This is a genomic window from Streptomyces sp. Edi4 (genome assembly GCF_040253615.1).
In the GTDB taxonomy this organism is placed as follows: domain Bacteria; phylum Actinomycetota; class Actinomycetes; order Streptomycetales; family Streptomycetaceae; genus Streptomyces.
The window spans coordinates 1238014-1252278 of the sequence record NZ_JBEJGY010000004.1 but is presented as its reverse complement, the minus strand read 5'-3'; the positions used below and the strand labels follow the sequence as shown (position 1 = coordinate 1252278).

At 71.6% G+C, this 14265-nt stretch carries 13 protein-coding genes and 1 riboswitch; of the genes, 7 read left to right on the top strand and 6 right to left on the bottom strand.

All coding sequences use genetic code 11. The features are described 5' to 3' along the window. The first annotated feature begins 6 nt into the window (after positions 1 to 6). The 4 genes from ftsR to ABR738_RS07680 all read left to right on the top strand — a co-directional run bounded on the left by ftsR (position 7) and on the right by ABR738_RS07680 (position 3782). On the top strand, positions 7 to 750 hold the full coding sequence (ftsR, locus tag ABR738_RS07695; RefSeq protein ID WP_350229228.1) for a transcriptional regulator FtsR: 744 nt from the start codon (positions 7 to 9) through the stop codon (positions 748 to 750). 53 nt (positions 751 to 803) lie between these two features. After that, a complete protein-coding gene (locus ABR738_RS07690; RefSeq protein ID WP_006123076.1) occupies positions 804 to 1277 on the top strand; it encodes a bifunctional nuclease family protein in 474 nt (157 codons plus the stop codon). A 222-nt stretch (positions 1278 to 1499) separates the two neighbouring features. Continuing rightward, a complete protein-coding gene (locus tag ABR738_RS07685) occupies positions 1500 to 2087 on the top strand; it encodes a MerR family transcriptional regulator (RefSeq protein WP_350234472.1) in 588 nt (195 codons plus the stop codon). Positions 2088 to 2177: 90 nt separating this feature from the next. Next, positions 2178 to 3782, top strand: a complete 1605-nt coding sequence (locus ABR738_RS07680; RefSeq protein WP_350229227.1) for a DNA polymerase IV — start codon at positions 2178 to 2180, stop codon at positions 3780 to 3782. Here ABR738_RS07680 and ABR738_RS07675 read toward each other — a convergent pair. Further along, complete coding sequence (locus ABR738_RS07675; RefSeq protein WP_350229226.1) at positions 3692 to 4075, bottom strand: PRC-barrel domain-containing protein; 384 nt, start codon at positions 4073 to 4075, stop codon at positions 3692 to 3694. The two genes, ABR738_RS07680 and ABR738_RS07675, sit on opposite strands and share 91 nt — an antisense overlap. A gap of 136 nt (positions 4076 to 4211) precedes the next feature. Beyond that, positions 4212 to 4319, top strand: a riboswitch (glycine riboswitch). Between the two features lie 194 nt (positions 4320 to 4513). Between ABR738_RS07675 and gcvP the strand changes: the two genes are divergently transcribed. Beyond that, positions 4514 to 7399, top strand: a complete 2886-nt coding sequence (gene gcvP, locus ABR738_RS07670) for an aminomethyl-transferring glycine dehydrogenase (RefSeq protein WP_350229225.1) — start codon at positions 4514 to 4516, stop codon at positions 7397 to 7399. A 118-nt stretch (positions 7400 to 7517) separates the two neighbouring features. On the opposite strand, the gene ABR738_RS07665 is transcribed toward gcvP, so the two are convergent. Continuing rightward, positions 7518 to 7724 (bottom strand): DUF5999 family protein, encoded by a 207-nt coding sequence (locus ABR738_RS07665; RefSeq protein WP_275901355.1) that lies wholly within the window; start codon positions 7722 to 7724, stop codon positions 7518 to 7520. Positions 7725 to 8054: 330 nt separating this feature from the next. Then, positions 8055 to 8642: a hypothetical protein gene (locus ABR738_RS07660; protein ID WP_350229224.1), complete on the bottom strand. Its 588-nt coding sequence runs from the start codon at positions 8640 to 8642 to the stop codon at positions 8055 to 8057. A 490-nt stretch (positions 8643 to 9132) separates the two neighbouring features. Here ABR738_RS07660 and ABR738_RS07655 point away from each other — a divergent pair, with 490 nt between their 5' ends. Beyond that, complete coding sequence (locus ABR738_RS07655; protein ID WP_350229223.1) at positions 9133 to 10662, top strand: glutamate-cysteine ligase family protein; 1530 nt, start codon at positions 9133 to 9135, stop codon at positions 10660 to 10662. Here the strand turns inward: ABR738_RS07655 and ABR738_RS07650 are convergent. Continuing rightward, entirely contained in the window at positions 10644 to 11888 is a 1245-nt protein-coding gene (locus tag ABR738_RS07650; protein ID WP_350229222.1) for a substrate-binding domain-containing protein, read from the bottom strand. The genes ABR738_RS07655 and ABR738_RS07650 overlap by 19 nt on opposite strands. A gap of 183 nt (positions 11889 to 12071) precedes the next feature. On the opposite strand from ABR738_RS07650, the gene ABR738_RS07645 reads away from it, so the two are divergent. After that, a complete protein-coding gene (locus tag ABR738_RS07645) occupies positions 12072 to 12854 on the top strand; it encodes a CPBP family intramembrane glutamic endopeptidase (RefSeq protein ID WP_350234471.1) in 783 nt (260 codons plus the stop codon). Positions 12855 to 12921: 67 nt separating this feature from the next. Here the strand turns inward: ABR738_RS07645 and ABR738_RS07640 are convergent, their stop codons facing one another. Both ABR738_RS07640 and ABR738_RS07635 read right to left on the bottom strand, forming a co-directional pair. Then, positions 12922 to 13737, bottom strand: coding sequence for a PhzF family phenazine biosynthesis protein (locus tag ABR738_RS07640; RefSeq protein ID WP_350229221.1), 816 nt, complete (start codon positions 13735 to 13737; stop codon positions 12922 to 12924). A 177-nt stretch (positions 13738 to 13914) separates the two neighbouring features. Next, the gene (locus ABR738_RS07635) at positions 13915 to 14163 is read right to left on the bottom strand and encodes an SCO4226 family nickel-binding protein (RefSeq protein WP_350229220.1); all 249 of its coding nucleotides are present in this window, start codon (positions 14161 to 14163) and stop codon (positions 13915 to 13917) included. Positions 14164 to 14265: the final 102 nt, after the last annotated feature.

The window sequence follows — 14265 nt, the reverse complement described above, 5'->3', positions numbered from 1 at the left end:
AGGTCCATGCTGCATACACCGACGGGCGGTGCCGGTTCCGGCACCGCCGCCGAGGGCGGCCGGCTGATGAGCATCGGCGGCGTGCTCAATCAGTTGCGCGAGGAATTTCCCGAGGTGACGATCTCGAAGATCCGTTTTCTGGAGTCCGAGGGCCTGGTGGAGCCCCGGCGTACGCCGTCGGGGTACCGCAAGTTCACCGCCGGTGACGTGGAGCGGCTGGCTCAGGTGCTCCGGATGCAGCGCGACCACTATCTGCCGCTCAAGGTCATCCGCGAGCACCTGGACGCGCTCAGCAGGGGCGAGCAGCCCTCGCTGCCCGCTCCTGGCGGTTCCCGGGAGCTGCCGGGCTCCTGGGGCGAGCCCGACCCCGAACGGCCCACCGCCGCCCGGGTGGGCCGCGCGGAGCTCATGGCGGCCGCCGAGGTCAGCGAGGCGGAGCTGGCCGAGTGGGAGTCGTACGGCCTGGTCACGCCTGGTCCCGAGGGCGGCTTCGACGCGGAGTCGGTGAACGTGGCGCGCCTGGTGGCGGACCTCGGGCGCTTCGGTTTGGAACCGCGTCATCTGCGCGCCATGAAGGCGGCGGCGGATCGTGAGGCGGGTCTGGTCGAGCAGGTCGTGGCGCCCCTGCGCCTGCACCGCAATCCGCAGACCAGGGCCCATGCGGAGGCCACCACCAAGGAGCTCGCCGCGCTCTCCGTACGCCTGCACGCGGCACTCGTGCAGACCGCCCTGGGTGTCCGGCTTCACTGATCTTGTGGGTGCCCGACTACCCAAACCTGCCGAGCACGTCCTAGGGTTGCTGTGTGAACGAGCTCGACGTCGTGGGTGTCCGGGTGGAAATGCCCTCCAACCAACCGATCGTGCTCCTGCGTGAAGTGGGAGGCGATCGGTACCTCCCCATCTGGATCGGTCCAGGGGAGGCGACCGCGATCGCCTTCGCCCAGCAGGGGATGGCGCCGGCGCGGCCGCTGACGCACGACCTTTTCAAGGACGTGCTGGAGGCCGTTGGCCAGGAGCTGACCGAGGTCCGCATCACGGACCTGCGCGAAGGCGTCTTCTACGCGGAGCTGGTCTTCGCCAGTGGGGTGGAGGTGAGCGCCAGGCCGTCCGACGCCATAGCGCTGGCCCTGCGTACCGGAACGCCGATCTACGGCAGTGACGGCGTCTTGGACGACGCCGGTATCGCCATTCCGGACGAGCAGGAGGACGAGGTGGAGAAGTTCCGCGAATTCCTCGACCAGATCTCGCCGGAGGACTTCGGCACCAACAGCCAGTGAGCACCGGGCACAGGTGATCCGGCGGCCCTGTCAGTGATGCCGCGCGCGGCGTGTGCCGGTGGAGTTTCGGCGCATTCGAGAAGCTTTTCCCGCGAGCGGGACACGGGAAACCACTCTCAGGGTGATTATCACTCGGCGTGCCGAGTGTGGCGATCGTTGACGCACCCCGGGTGACTGCCTACCGTCGAGTGGGCAGGTCAAGGACGGAGGGTCGGCGTGAGAATGAGCGGCGACGGTACGGCAGGGGGCGCTCCCGGACGAAGTCCAGGAGAGACCGGGCCGTACCCGCTTCACGGCGGTGCGGCCGATCCGGCCACCGACACCATCGGCTACCGGGGACCCACCGCCTGCGCGGCGGCGGGCATCACCTACCGCCAGCTCGACTACTGGGCCCGTACCGGCCTGGTCGAACCCAGTGTGCGTCCGGCCCACGGCTCGGGCACCCAGCGTCTCTACAGCTTCCGTGACGTCGTCGTCCTGAAGATCGTCAAACGTTTCCTCGACACCGGTGTCGCCCTCCAGAACATCCGCGCCGCCGTCCAGCATCTGCGGGCGCGCGGAGATCGCGATCTTGAGCGGATGACGCTGATGAGCGACGGGGCCACGGTCTATGAGTGTTCATCGCCCGACGAGGTCGTGACCTTGCTCCAGGGTGGTCAGGGGATCTTCGGGATCGCCGTGGGCGTGGTGTGGCGGGACGTCGAGTCGGCCCTTTCGCAGCTGCACGGTGAGCGCGTGGACACCGGCGAGACGCTGGTCGGGCACAACCCGGCCGACGAGCTGGCCAGGCGCCGCAATCGCGCCGTCTGACGCCTCTTCGGGGCCGGGCGGGCAGCGCCGGCCCCGGATCCGTCGGTGCCGCGGGGCCGATTGTCAGTGGCGTACGGCAGCATCAGTGATGTGAGAGCCGCGCCGACCATCCTGCATCTGGACATGGATGCCTTCTTCGCCGCAGCGGAGCAGGCATCCAAGCCCAGCCTGCGCGGAAAGCCGGTCGTCGTGGGCGGGCTCGGGCCGCGCGGGGTGGTCTCCACGGCGTCGTACGAGGCGCGCGTGTTCGGGGTGCGCTCGGCGATGCCCATGGCCCAGGCCCGGCGCCTGTGTCCGAACGCGGCGTATCTGGTGCCGCGCTTCCAGCTCTACCGCACGATCAGCGAGCAGGTGATGGAGCTGCTGCGGCGGCTGTCGCCGCTGGTCGAGCCGCTGAGCCTGGACGAGGCCTTCGTGGACCTGGAGGCGGGCGGGGTGGCCCATGACGCGGCGGGGGCGCGCGAGGCCGGTGAGCGGCTGCGGAGGGACATCAGGGCGGTCACCGGGCTCAGCGGGTCTGTCGGGCTCGCCGGATCCAAGATGCTGGCCAAGATCGCCTCCGAGGAGGCCAAGCCGGACGGGCTGTTCCTGATCGAGCCCGGCACCGAGCGCGCCCTTCTCGCCCCGATGCCGGTGCGCACCCTGCCGGGCGTGGGCCCGGCCACCGCCGAGCATCTGCGCCGTGCGGGGATGACCACGGTGGCCGACCTGTCCGAGGCGGGCGAGGACGAGCTCGTACGGCTGCTCGGGAAGGCGCACGGAGCCTCCGTGCACCGGATGGCATCCGGCTACGACGACCGGCCGGTGGTGGCCGAGCGGGACGCGAAATCGGTGTCGGTGGAGGACACCTTCGACGTGGACCTGCACGACCGGGTGCGGATCACGACCGAGGTGGGTCGGCTCGCGGAGCGGTGCGTGGGCCGGCTGCGGGCCTCGGGCCACTCCGGGCGCACCATCGTGCTCAAGGTCAGACGTTTCGACTTCTCGACGCTGACGAGGTCCGAGACGCTGCGCGGGCCGACGGACGACCTCGCGGTGGTGCGGGAGGCGGCCGGGCGGCTGCTCGACTCGGTGGACACCACGGGCGGGGTGCGGCTGCTCGGGGTGGGGGTGACCGGCCTCGCCGACTTCACGCAGGAGGACCTTTTCGCGCAGGCGGCGGGGGAGCGGGCGGCGCACGAGCAGCCCGAGCGGGAGGAGGCGGCGGCCGCCGCCGAGACGGAGACCGTGGAGGACCCGGCCCAGCGCCGCTGGCTGGCCGGGCACGACGTGCGGCACAGCGAGTACGGGCCGGGCTGGGTGCAGGGCAGCGGTGTGGGGCGCGTCACCGTGCGCTTCGAGACGCCCACGTCACGGGCGCCGGGGCGGGTGCGGACGTTCAGGGTGGACGATCCCGGGCTCACACCCGGGGAGCCGCTGGCCCTTGTGGAGCCGGCGGAGACCTCGCAGCACCCCCCGGACGCGCCGGCTCTCCCCGGCCCCGACGGGCGGGCCGAGGACGGGCCCGGGCCCGAGGCGGGGTCCCGGCCCGAGGGCGGCCCTCGGCCCGAGGGCCAGTCCCGGCGCGAAGACGGGCTCCGGCCCGAGGACCGGGGCGGAAGGGCTCAGATGTCGCCTCCCGCGAGCCGGCCGAAGTCGCGGTCGGAGGGCGGCGGGCCGGGATCGGGGGAGGGGGCGGAGATGTCCAGACCGTAGTGGTGGTAGAGCTGGAGCTCCTGCTCCGGGGAGAGGTGGCGGCCCACGCCGAAGTCAGGCGCTTCCTTGATCAGGCTGCGCTCGAAGGGGACGTGCAGCGCCTCGTCGACCAGGGTGCTGGGGTCCAGGGGGACGAAGGCGTCCCGGCTGAACAGGCCGGTGCGCACGGCGGCCCACTCCGGTGCGCCCGTCGCGTCATCGAGGTAGACCTCGTCCACCGTTCCGATCTTGCGTCCATTGCGGTCGTACGCCTTGCGGCCGATCAGGCTGCGCGGATCGATATCGGTCTGCACGGTCCCTCCAACTGGTCGCAACCGGTGACAACTGCTCCATAAGCACTACAAAAGTGCACATCGCGAGGGTTGGCCACTCGAGGCAGTTGAACAAAGAATCGGCTCGGAGTGCGCTGGTAGGCTGGCGAACGGCTGCTGACCCCGTGCGGGAGAGCCCTCCGGCGTACTCGACGAGTCACCCGGCGGGCGCCGAAGGAGCAAATCCTCCCCGGAATCTCTCAGGCCCACGGACCGCACGGACGAGGTCACTCTGGAAAGCAGGACGGGGAACGCGCGGGCACCACTGCCCGGGCACATCCTTTCCTCACCGACGGTGAAAACCGGGTCGCCCCCGTGCGTCCCGGTGAAGCTCTCAGGTTGAGATGACAGAGGGGGAGGCCGTCCGGGTACCCGCGCCGTGGTACCCCTCGCAGGTCGTGCGACCAGGAGGCCTCCGTAATGACCGCCAACCGCATTCCGCTCAGCCAGCTGGAACGTGGCATTCCGTTCGAGCAGCGCCACATCGGGCCCGACGCCGAGGCCCAGGCCAAGATGCTCGCGCAGGTCGGATACGGCTCGCTCGACGAGCTGACCGCCGCCGCCGTCCCCGACGTCATCAAGAGCGCGGAGGCGCTGGGCCTGCCCGAGGCGCGGACCGAGGCCGAAGTGCTCGCCGAGCTGCGCCGGCTCGCCGATCGCAACCAGGTGCTCGCGCCCATGATCGGCCTCGGCTACTACGGCACCTTCACGCCGCCGGTCATCCTGCGCAATGTGATGGAGAACCCCGCCTGGTACACGGCGTACACGCCCTACCAGCCGGAGATCTCGCAGGGCCGCCTCGAGGCGCTGCTCAACTTCCAGACCATGGTCGCCGAGCTGACCGGCCTGCCGACCTCCGGCGCCTCGCTGCTCGACGAGGGCACCGCGGCGGCCGAAGCCCTCGCCCTGTCGCGGCGCGTCGGCAAGGTCAAGGGCGGTGTCTTCCTCATCGACGCCGACACCCTGCCGCAGACGATCGCCGTGATCCAGACGCGCGCGGAGCCCACCGGGGTCGAGGTCGTCGTCGCGGACCTGAGCGAGGGCATCCCCGCCGAGATCGCCGAGCGCGGTGTCTTCGGTGTGCTGCTCCAGTACCCCGGCGCCTCCGGCCAGGTCCGCGACCTCAAGCCGGTCATCGACGCCGCCCACGAGCTGGGCGCGATCGTCACCGTCGCCGCCGACCTGCTCGCGCTCACCCTGCTCGCCTCGCCCGGCTCCCTCGGCGCGGACATCGCCGTCGGCGCCACCCAGCGCTTCGGCGTTCCGATGGGCTTCGGCGGCCCGCACGCCGGATTCATGGCGGTCCAGGAGAAGTTCGCCCGCAGCCTGCCCGGCCGTCTCGTCGGCGTCTCCGTCGACGCCGACGGCAACAAGGCCTACCGCCTTGCCTTGCAGACCCGCGAGCAGCACATCCGCCGCGAGAAGGCGACCAGCAACATCTGCACCGCGCAGGTGCTGCTCGCCGTCATGGCGGGGATGTACGCCGTCTACCACGGCCCGGACGGTCTGCGCCAGATCGCCCGGCGCACCCACCGCTACGCCGTGCTGCTGGCCGAGGGCCTGCGGGCCGCCGGCGTCGACGTCGTCCACGAGGCCTACTTCGACACCCTCACCGTGCGCGTGCCCGGCCGGGCCGCCAAGGCCGTCGCCGCCGCCCGCGAAGGCGGGGTCAACCTCCACCAGGTCGACGCGGACACCGTCTCCCTCTCCTGTGACGAGACCACCACGCGGGCCCAACTGGCCGCCGTCTGGGGCGCGTTCGGGACCGGCGCCGATGTGGACGCGCTGGACGCCACGGCCGCGGACACCCTGCCGGACGCCTTGCTGCGCACCGATGAGTTCCTGACCCACCCGGTCTTCCACCAGCACCGCTCCGAGACCGCGATGCTGCGGTACCTGCGCAGGCTCGCCGACCGCGACTACGCGCTCGACCGCGGCATGATCCCGCTCGGCTCCTGCACCATGAAGCTGAACGCGACGACCGAGATGGAGCCGGTGACCTGGCCCGAGTTCGGGCAGATCCACCCCTTCGCGCCGGTCGAGCAGGCCGCCGGCTACCTCACGCTCATCCGCGAGCTCGAGGAGCGCCTGGCCGAGGTCACCGGGTACGACGCGGTGTCCATCCAGCCCAACGCCGGCTCCCAGGGCGAGCTCGCCGGCCTGCTCGCGGTGCGCGCCTACCACCGCGCCAACGGCGACACCCAGCGCACCGTCTGCCTCATCCCCTCCTCCGCCCACGGCACCAACGCCGCGAGCGCCGTGATGGCCGGCATGAAGGTCGTCGTCGTCAAGACCGCCGACGACGGCGAGGTCGACGCCGCCGACCTGCGCGCCAAGATCGAGCAGTACCGCGACGAGTTGTCGGTGCTGATGATCACCTACCCGTCCACGCACGGCGTGTTCGAGGAGCACGTCGCCGACATCTGTGCCCAGGTCCACGAGGCCGGCGGCCAGGTGTATGTGGACGGCGCGAACCTCAACGCGCTGGTGGGCCTCGCCAAGCCGGGCAAGTTCGGCGGCGACGTCTCACACCTCAACCTGCACAAGACGTTCTGCATCCCGCACGGCGGCGGCGGCCCCGGCGTCGGCCCGGTCGGCGTGCGCGCCCACCTCGCGCCCTACCTGCCCAACCACCCGCTCCAGCCGGCGGCAGGACCGGCCACCGGCGTCGGCCCGATCTCGGCTGCCCCCTGGGGTTCGGCCGGCATCCTGCCGATCTCGTGGGCGTACGTCCGTCTCATGGGTGGCGAAGGGCTCAAGCGGGCGACCCAGGTCGCCGTGCTCGCCGCGAACTACATCGCCAAGCGCCTGGAGCCGCACTACCCGGTGCTCTACACGGGTCCGGCCGGTCTCGTCGCGCATGAGTGCATCGTGGACCTGCGGCCGCTGTCCAAGGCGACCGGGGTCAGCGTCGACGACATCGCCAAGCGCCTGATCGACTACGGCTTCCACGCGCCGACCATGTCGTTCCCGGTGGCCGGCACGCTCATGATCGAGCCCACCGAGTCCGAGGACCTGGGCGAGATCGACCGGTTCTGCGACACGATGATCGCGATCCGGGGCGAGATCGAGAAGGTCGCCTCCGGCGTCTGGCCCGCCGATGACAACCCGCTGGCCAACGCACCGCACACCGCGGCCGCGCTCGGCGGTGAGTGGAACCACTCCTACAGCCGCGAGGAGGCCGTCTTCCCCGCCGGGGTGTCGGCCGCCGACAAGTACTGGCCGCCGGTGCGCCGTATCGACGGCGCCTTCGGCGACCGCAACCTGGTCTGCTCCTGCCCGCCGCTCGACGAGTACGACCACTGATCGCACCCATGCGTAAGGGCCGGTTCGGGGCGTTCTCCCCGGGCCGGCCCTTGGGTGTCCGTACCGGACGGGGCCGCGGCGCGACCGGTCGGTACGGGTACTGCTGGTGCGCGGCGCGCTAAGCCGCCGTGGCCACCTGCTCCGCCGTCAGCGGCCGGTGCGGGGCGATGATCTGCCCGTCCGGCAACAGCTCACCGGTGTCCTCGAAGAGCAGGACGCCGTTGCACAGCAGGCTCCAGCCCTGTTCCGGGTGGTGTGCCACGGGCTGCGCGGCTTCCCGGTCGGCGGAGAAGGCTGTGGGACAGGCTGGCTTGTGCTGGCACATGGATGCGTTCTTTCGCTGCGTCGTGGTGAGTGTGCTGCGGCTCGGTGCGTTGTTCATGGCCGCCCCCCGGTAGTAAGTCGGTAGGTCCGATCCCAGTGTTGCCCCACGGGAGTCAATCCGCAGGGATTTCGCGGCAGCGCTTACTTATGCTCAAGGACGTATCACCCGTGCGGACGGTTCAGCTCAACTGGCCTGTCTTTTCGGGTGGTTCGGCCTGACCCGACGGGACTAGCCCGTATGGCGCAGGAGCGCGTACGCAGCATAGACACACGAAGCCCCGCGACCACACCGGTCGCGGGGCACATTTTTTCGCGCGCGGTCAAACGGGCGTCAGGCGGGCTGCCCGAGCAGGGGAGCGGGGGCCAGGCGCAGGGTCAGGACCGGCAGGAGTTCGCTGACGCGCCGCGGGCGGTGGGAGCAGATGCCGGGCGGGGCGGGCGCGAGCGGCACCAGAAGATCGTGCGGCGCGGGCGCTCCCGAGGCACCGTCGGCGCCGGTGTCGCCGTGCAGCCACAGGGTGAGCATGTACAGCTCGGGCACCGAGAGGAGTCTGGGCTGGAAGGGCGTGGCGAGGAGTTCGGCCTGGCGCAGGGCGCGCTGGGTCGAGGCGATGTAGGGGCCTTCGAAGAAGTGCGAGAACGTCCAGCCGTCCGGCGTGAGGCGGGTGTCGGCGGCGGCGACGGGATGGTCGCGGTCGCTGATCAGGAAGCGCCATCCGGCGAGGCGGCTGCGCGCCGTCCGGCCGCCCGAGGTGATCCCGTCCAGCACGTGGAGGGGGAGGGGCAGTTCGGGGGTGAGCGGACCGGGGGCGGAGCGAAGGGCCGGGGTACGGGCCTCGCGGACGGCGGTGGGGGAACCGAGTGCCGCGAGGACGCTGCGCAGGGCGGGCGCGGGGGCCGGGGGGACATGCAGCGGCATGGTGGGTCGCCTCTCACTTCGGAGACACGGTGATGCGTGGGCGGTGCGGACGGCGGTGTGTGCGGTGCGGGGTCAGAGGGGGGGCCGGCGAACGGGGGGCCGGAGCGCCGCCTCTCTGCCTCGTTTGCAGAGTTTATACGACACGTGTTCACACAGTGTTTCGGCTAGCTGTCGGCGATATTGCCGGCAAGTCGGTTCCCGGTCCTTCTGGGTGGTGGATTAACCCGGGGAAATGCCCTCCCCGGTTCTCCAACCTGGAAAGGTGCCCCGCCGGGGGTCGGCCGAAACTCGTCGGTGTTTTTCACCAGGGCCAAGAAGGCGGTAACTGCACGTTGCCGTATGCCTGATGAATGTGCCGCAGGCTGTGGCATCCGACACTACTCTCCCGGCGCTCGGCGCGCAGGCGTTATGGATCAGTCCCCCTGGGCATTATCGACCGTGACGCGCGCGGCCGGTGCTGTCGGCCGCCCATTCGAGGAGGGACCCTTAGATGGGGGAGAAGGTCGTGGCAGGCGGATTCGACCTGTCCGATCGGCACCGCTACCGGGAGAAGCTGCGGCAGTGCCTCGAGGGACTGGGGTTGCTGCTGGACCAGAAGCGGTTCGACCGCCCCAGGAACCTGATGGGGCTGGAGATCGAACTGAATCTCGCGGGTCCCGACGGTATGCCGCGCATGATGAATGCCGAAGTGCTCGAGCGCATCGCGAGCCGGGATTTCCAGACCGAGCTCGGAATGTTCAATCTGGAAGTGAACATAGCTCCGCACCGGCTCGGTGGCCGCGTATTCGATCAGCTCGCGGAGGAGCTGCGCACCGGGCTCGGGTATGCCGACCGCAAGGCCGCCGAGGTCGACGCAGGCATCATCATGATCGGAATTCTGCCGACCCTGGACCAGGACGACCTGGTATCGGCGAACCTTTCCGACGTCGACCGCTACGCCCTGCTCAACGATCAGATAGTGGCCGCGCGCGGAGAGGATTTCACCCTCGACATCCAAGGCGTGGAACGGCTCGTCTGCACCTCCGCCTCGATCACCCCCGAAGCCGCTTGCACCTCCGTGCAGTTGCATCTGCAGGTGACGCCGGCGCGGTTCGCCGCGGTGTGGAACGCGGCGCAGGCGGTCACGGCCGTGCAGATCGCGGTCGGCGCCAACGCGCCCTTCCTGTTCGGGCGCGAGCTGTGGCGGGAGTCCCGGCCGCCGCTGTTCGAGCAGGCCACCGACACCAGGCCGGCCGAACTGCGCGCTCAGGGCGTGCGCCCGCGCACCTGGTTCGGGGAGCGCTGGGTGAATTCCGCGTACGAACTCTTCGAGGAGAACCTGCGGTTCTTCCCGCCGCTGCTGCCCATCTGCGACGAGGAGGAACCGCTGCGCGTCATCGCCGACGGCGGGGTGCCGCAGCTGAAGGAGCTGGTGCTGCACAACGGCACGATCTACCGCTGGAACCGGCCGGTGTACGGGATCGCCGACGGCGTGCCACACCTCAGGGTGGAGAACCGCGTGCTGCCGGCCGGGCCCACCGTCAGCGATGTCCTTGCCAACGCGGCGTTCTACTACGGTCTGGTGCGGGCGCTCGCGGAGGACAGCCGGCCCGTGTGGACCCGGCTTCCCTTCGCGTCGGCGGCCTCGAACTTCGACGCCGCCTGCCGTTACGGCATCGACGCCGAGCTGCTGTGGCCGGCGCCGAGGCGGGGCGGCGGTGTCACCCGGGTGCCCGCGATCAAGCTCGTACGCGAGGAACTGCTGCCGCTCGCCGCCGCCGGGCTCGACGCGTGGGGCGTGGCGCCGGCGGACCGCGACCACTACCTCGGCATCATCGAGGAACGGTGCAGGCGGCGCGTCAACGGCGCGTCCTGGCAGGTCGACACCTACCACGAGGCGCTGGCGGCGGGGCTCGGCAGGGAGGCGGCCCTCGCCGCCACCACCCGCCGCTACCGCGAACTGATGCTCGCGGGCGAGCCGGTGCACACCTGGCCGACGGGCTGTCCGGACCTTCAGGGCCCTCAGGCGCGGCGAGGCTGACCTTCCACCGGGCGCCGGAGAGGGGCACGCCGGGTGCGGTCGCCCGCGCCCGGCGCCCGCGTGGCCATCGGACCCGGGGTGTCCGCCACCGTCGACGGGCGGGCGCCGCGCACGGTGCTCGCCCACAGGCCGAGCGCGTCCTGGAGGTCCTGGGCCGACGGCGGCTGCGCGCTCGCGCTCGCGTACGGCTGCGGGGAGTTCGCTTTGGCCGCGGCCGCGAGCGGACCGTCCAGCGGCGCGCCGGGCGTACGGAAGCCCTGTGCGGCCAGGACGCGCGTGGACTCGGGATCGCCGAGGAGCGTCATGAAACGCATCGCGGCCCGGCTCTCGTCGGTGCTCATCCGGGTCTCGCGGACCATGGCGTAGGGATAGTCCAGCTGCGGCGCGCCGTCCGTCGGATAGAAGAGGCGCAGCGCCCGGTCCCCGCCGTGCGCGACGTTGTACGCGAACGCCGCCTGCTCGGAGAGAACCAGCGCCCGGGTGTCCCCGGAGCCGCCCTTGCCGAGGGCCCGCACGGCCTGGGCGTCACCCGTGAAGACCCGTCGCGAGAGCAGTCCGGCGAGGGCGGCCGCCCGGGCGCCGCCGCCTCGGCCCGCGCTCGCCGCCGACTTGCCGACGCAGCTCAGGGCGAGCAGCCCGGAGGCGCTGCGCGTGGGGTCGGCCATGCCGAGGCGCGGCGCGGCGTCCCGTGCGGTGGCCGTGGCCAGCTCGGCCCAGCCGTAGGTCTTCGCCGGCCAGCCGAGCGAGACCGCGGCAGCGGGCACCGCCGCGAGGGCGACCGGTGAGGTGGCGATGTGTCCGGCGGTGAGCACGTTCGCCGAGGCGTCCTTGGCCCGGTCCACCCAGAGCGAGGCGTCGGGGATCCACACCGAGAAGTCGGGTCTGGCGGGGGAGGCGAACGAAGCGGCGACCTCGAAGGAGTCGCGGGCGCTCACCCGTACGTCCATGCAGGAGCCGTCCGAGGTGATCCTCTCCCTGCGGGCCCGGTCGGCGACGGCCCGGACGGCGGGCGCCACATCGGGCGACGCGACCAGATCGAGCCGCACGGCGGTCGCCTCGCAGGAGCGGCGCAAGGACAGCAGCCCGCGCTCGACGGCGACGGCCGTGCCCGCCGCGACGGCCAGCACGAGAGCGAGGGCGAGCGCGACCGTGCGCGCCGGCGTGGCCACCCGGGCGGCCCCGCCGCTCGCCCCCGTGGCGTCGTCGGGCAAGCTGTGACGTCCCATGGCGGTGGTGCCCCTCCTTGAATGGTGAACAAGGAACAGGGGACGGTCGCCATCGCGATGGCGACCGTCCCCGGCCTGTCGCGCGCGATCTTCAGCTTGTCCTTCGAGACCCTAGCGGGGCGGCGGTGGGGATGGACCGGGATTCATCAACTGGAGGCAGGTGTGCAGGTGGAGGCCGAGCGGGTGGCTGATTCCCTTCCCGAGGAGGGGTGTTCACCGAAAATCCTGCGGTCCGAGACCGTTCTCGTCCTGGCGCTCTCGCTCGGCGCGAGTGGGGTGTCGGCCCTGATCAGCTTTGTCGGCTCGCTGACCAAACCTGGCGGTCTCGCGCACCAGGCGGCACACCTCAACACCTCCTACGCACCCGGGCGCCCCTGGCTCGATCTCGCCTGGCAGCTCTTCGGCATCACGACGGCGCTCGTGCCGGTCGCGCTCGTGGCGCATCTCCTGGTGCGGGAGCGGGCCGGCGGGCTGCGGGTGCTGGGCTTCGACCGGACCCGGCCGTGGCCGGACCTCGGCCGTGGCGTGCTCATCGCCGCCGGGATCGGCAGCGCGGGACTCGCCTTCTACCTGGTGGCGCGGGCGGCCGGCGGCAATCTGACCGTCGTGCCCGAGTCGCTGCCCGATGTGTGGTGGAAGTACCCCGTACTGATTCTGTCGGCGCTCCAGAATTCCGTACTCGAAGAAGTGATCGTGGTCGGGTATCTGCTGCGCAGACTCGGCCAGTTGGGGTGGTCGCCGTCCGCCGCGCTCGCCGCGAGTGCCGTGCTGCGCGGCTCGTACCACCTCTATCAGGGGGTCGGCGGCCTCCTCGGCAACATGGTGATGGGCGTGGTGTTCGTCCTGCTCTACCGGCGCTGGCGGCGGGTGGGTCCGCTCGTGGTGGCGCACGCGCTGCTCGACATCGGGGCCTTCGTCGGGTACGCGCTGCTCGCGGGCAAGGTGAGCTGGCTGCCCACGATGTGAGGGGGCGGGGCAACGGTAAGGGGCGTACGGCTATTGCGTACGCCCCTTACGCCGTTGTGGCGCGACCTTATGGTGCCGTCAGGAGTTCGCCGTCAAGGACGGTGACCGCGTGCCCGGTCAGCAGGGTGCGGGCACCGCGCACCTCGGTGCGGACGAGGCCCGAGCGCGGCGACGCCTGAAGGCCGGTCAGCGAGGTACGGCCCAGGCGCGTCGACCAGAACGGGGCGAGCGCGGTGTGGGCGCTGCCTGTCACGGGGTCCTCGTCGATGCCCACGTTGGGGAAGAAGCAGCGCGAGACGAAGTCGTAGCCGGCGGCGGGATCTTCGGCGGCGGCCGTGGCGATGATGCCTCGCGCGGAGTGCCGGCCCAGGGCGCGCGGGTCGGGCGCGAGGGCGCGTACGGCCCCCTCGTCGGGCAGCTCGACCACGAGGTCGCCGATGTCGGGGGACGTGTCGTGGACCGAGACGACCGCGGCGCCCAGCGCCTCGGCGAGGCCGTCGGGAACCGGCTCCTCTGTCAGCGGGGAGGTGGGGAAGTCGAGCGTGATCGCGCCGTCGTCGGCGGCGGTGGCCGTGAGGATGCCGCAGCGTGCCGCGAAACGGACGGTTGTCGTCAGGGCCTCGGTGGAGCGCAGGACGTGTGCGGTGGCCAAAGTGGCGTGTCCGCACATGTCGACCTCGGTGGCCGGGGTGAACCAGCGCAGTGCCCAGTCCGCGTCGCCGCCGGGCGGCAGGGGGTGGGCGAAGGCGGTCTCGGCGTGGTTGACCTCGCGGGCCACGTCCTGGAGCCAGCTGTCCGACGGAAAGGCGTCCAGGAGGAGGACCCCTGCGGGGTTTCCGGCGAAGGGCCGGGCGGTGAAGGCGTCGACGATTCGGATACGCATGGCCGCACCGTACGGGGCCGGGACCGGCCCGGGCCAAGGCCAATGCGCGATGACTGGCCCGGTCGCGAGGGACCTTTTGCCCGGGCGGGCCCGCCCGGCGGCTCGCGGTGGCGCGCCGCGCGGGTGGAGCGGCGGGCGCGGCAACGGGCGGCGTCCGGGCCTCCCAGGGCCGGGGTGTCAGACCATCAGGGGGATCGGGTGGACTTCGTCCGCCGGGTGGCCCGCGCGTTCGTGGACGCGCCGCACCGCGTCGGCCGACGGTGCCTGAGACAGGCAGTACACCGTGCCCGACGCCGGATCCGCCCACGCCTTCTCGAAGTGGACGCCTTCCTCGTTCTCGGTGGCCAGGTCGACCCGGTGTGCCCGCGCCAGCTGGTCGGCCGTGATGCCCGTCATTTTGTGGTGGACGTCCATGAACCGGGACATGGCGTCGCACCCCCTTCCGCGCTCCCCGGGGGCGTCCGCTCCCGCTCCGCTCCCTCCAGCCTGCGCCCGGACGGGCCATTGTCCTGCGGCACGGAGCGATGT

What these genes read in the sequence shown, in the direction of transcription:
- ftsR (WP_350229228.1), top strand. Translation starts at nt 7, where the DNA reads ATGCTGCATACACCGACGGGCGGTGCCGGTTCCGGCACCGCCGCCGAG.
- ABR738_RS07685 (WP_350234472.1), top strand. Translation starts at nt 1,500, where the DNA reads ATGAGCGGCGACGGTACGGCAGGGGGCGCTCCCGGACGAAGTCCAGGA.
- gcvP (WP_350229225.1), top strand. Translation starts at nt 4,514, where the DNA reads ATGACCGCCAACCGCATTCCGCTCAGCCAGCTGGAACGTGGCATTCCG.
- ABR738_RS07665 (WP_275901355.1), bottom strand. Translation starts at nt 7,724, where the DNA reads ATGTGCCAGCACAAGCCAGCCTGTCCCACAGCCTTCTCCGCCGACCGG.
- ABR738_RS07660 (WP_350229224.1), bottom strand. Translation starts at nt 8,642, where the DNA reads ATGCCGCTGCATGTCCCCCCGGCCCCCGCGCCCGCCCTGCGCAGCGTC.
- ABR738_RS07655 (WP_350229223.1), top strand. Translation starts at nt 9,133, where the DNA reads ATGGGGGAGAAGGTCGTGGCAGGCGGATTCGACCTGTCCGATCGGCAC.
- ABR738_RS07650 (WP_350229222.1), bottom strand. Translation starts at nt 11,888, where the DNA reads ATGGGACGTCACAGCTTGCCCGACGACGCCACGGGGGCGAGCGGCGGG.
- ABR738_RS07640 (WP_350229221.1), bottom strand. Translation starts at nt 13,737, where the DNA reads ATGCGTATCCGAATCGTCGACGCCTTCACCGCCCGGCCCTTCGCCGGA.
- ABR738_RS07635 (WP_350229220.1), bottom strand. Translation starts at nt 14,163, where the DNA reads ATGTCCCGGTTCATGGACGTCCACCACAAAATGACGGGCATCACGGCC.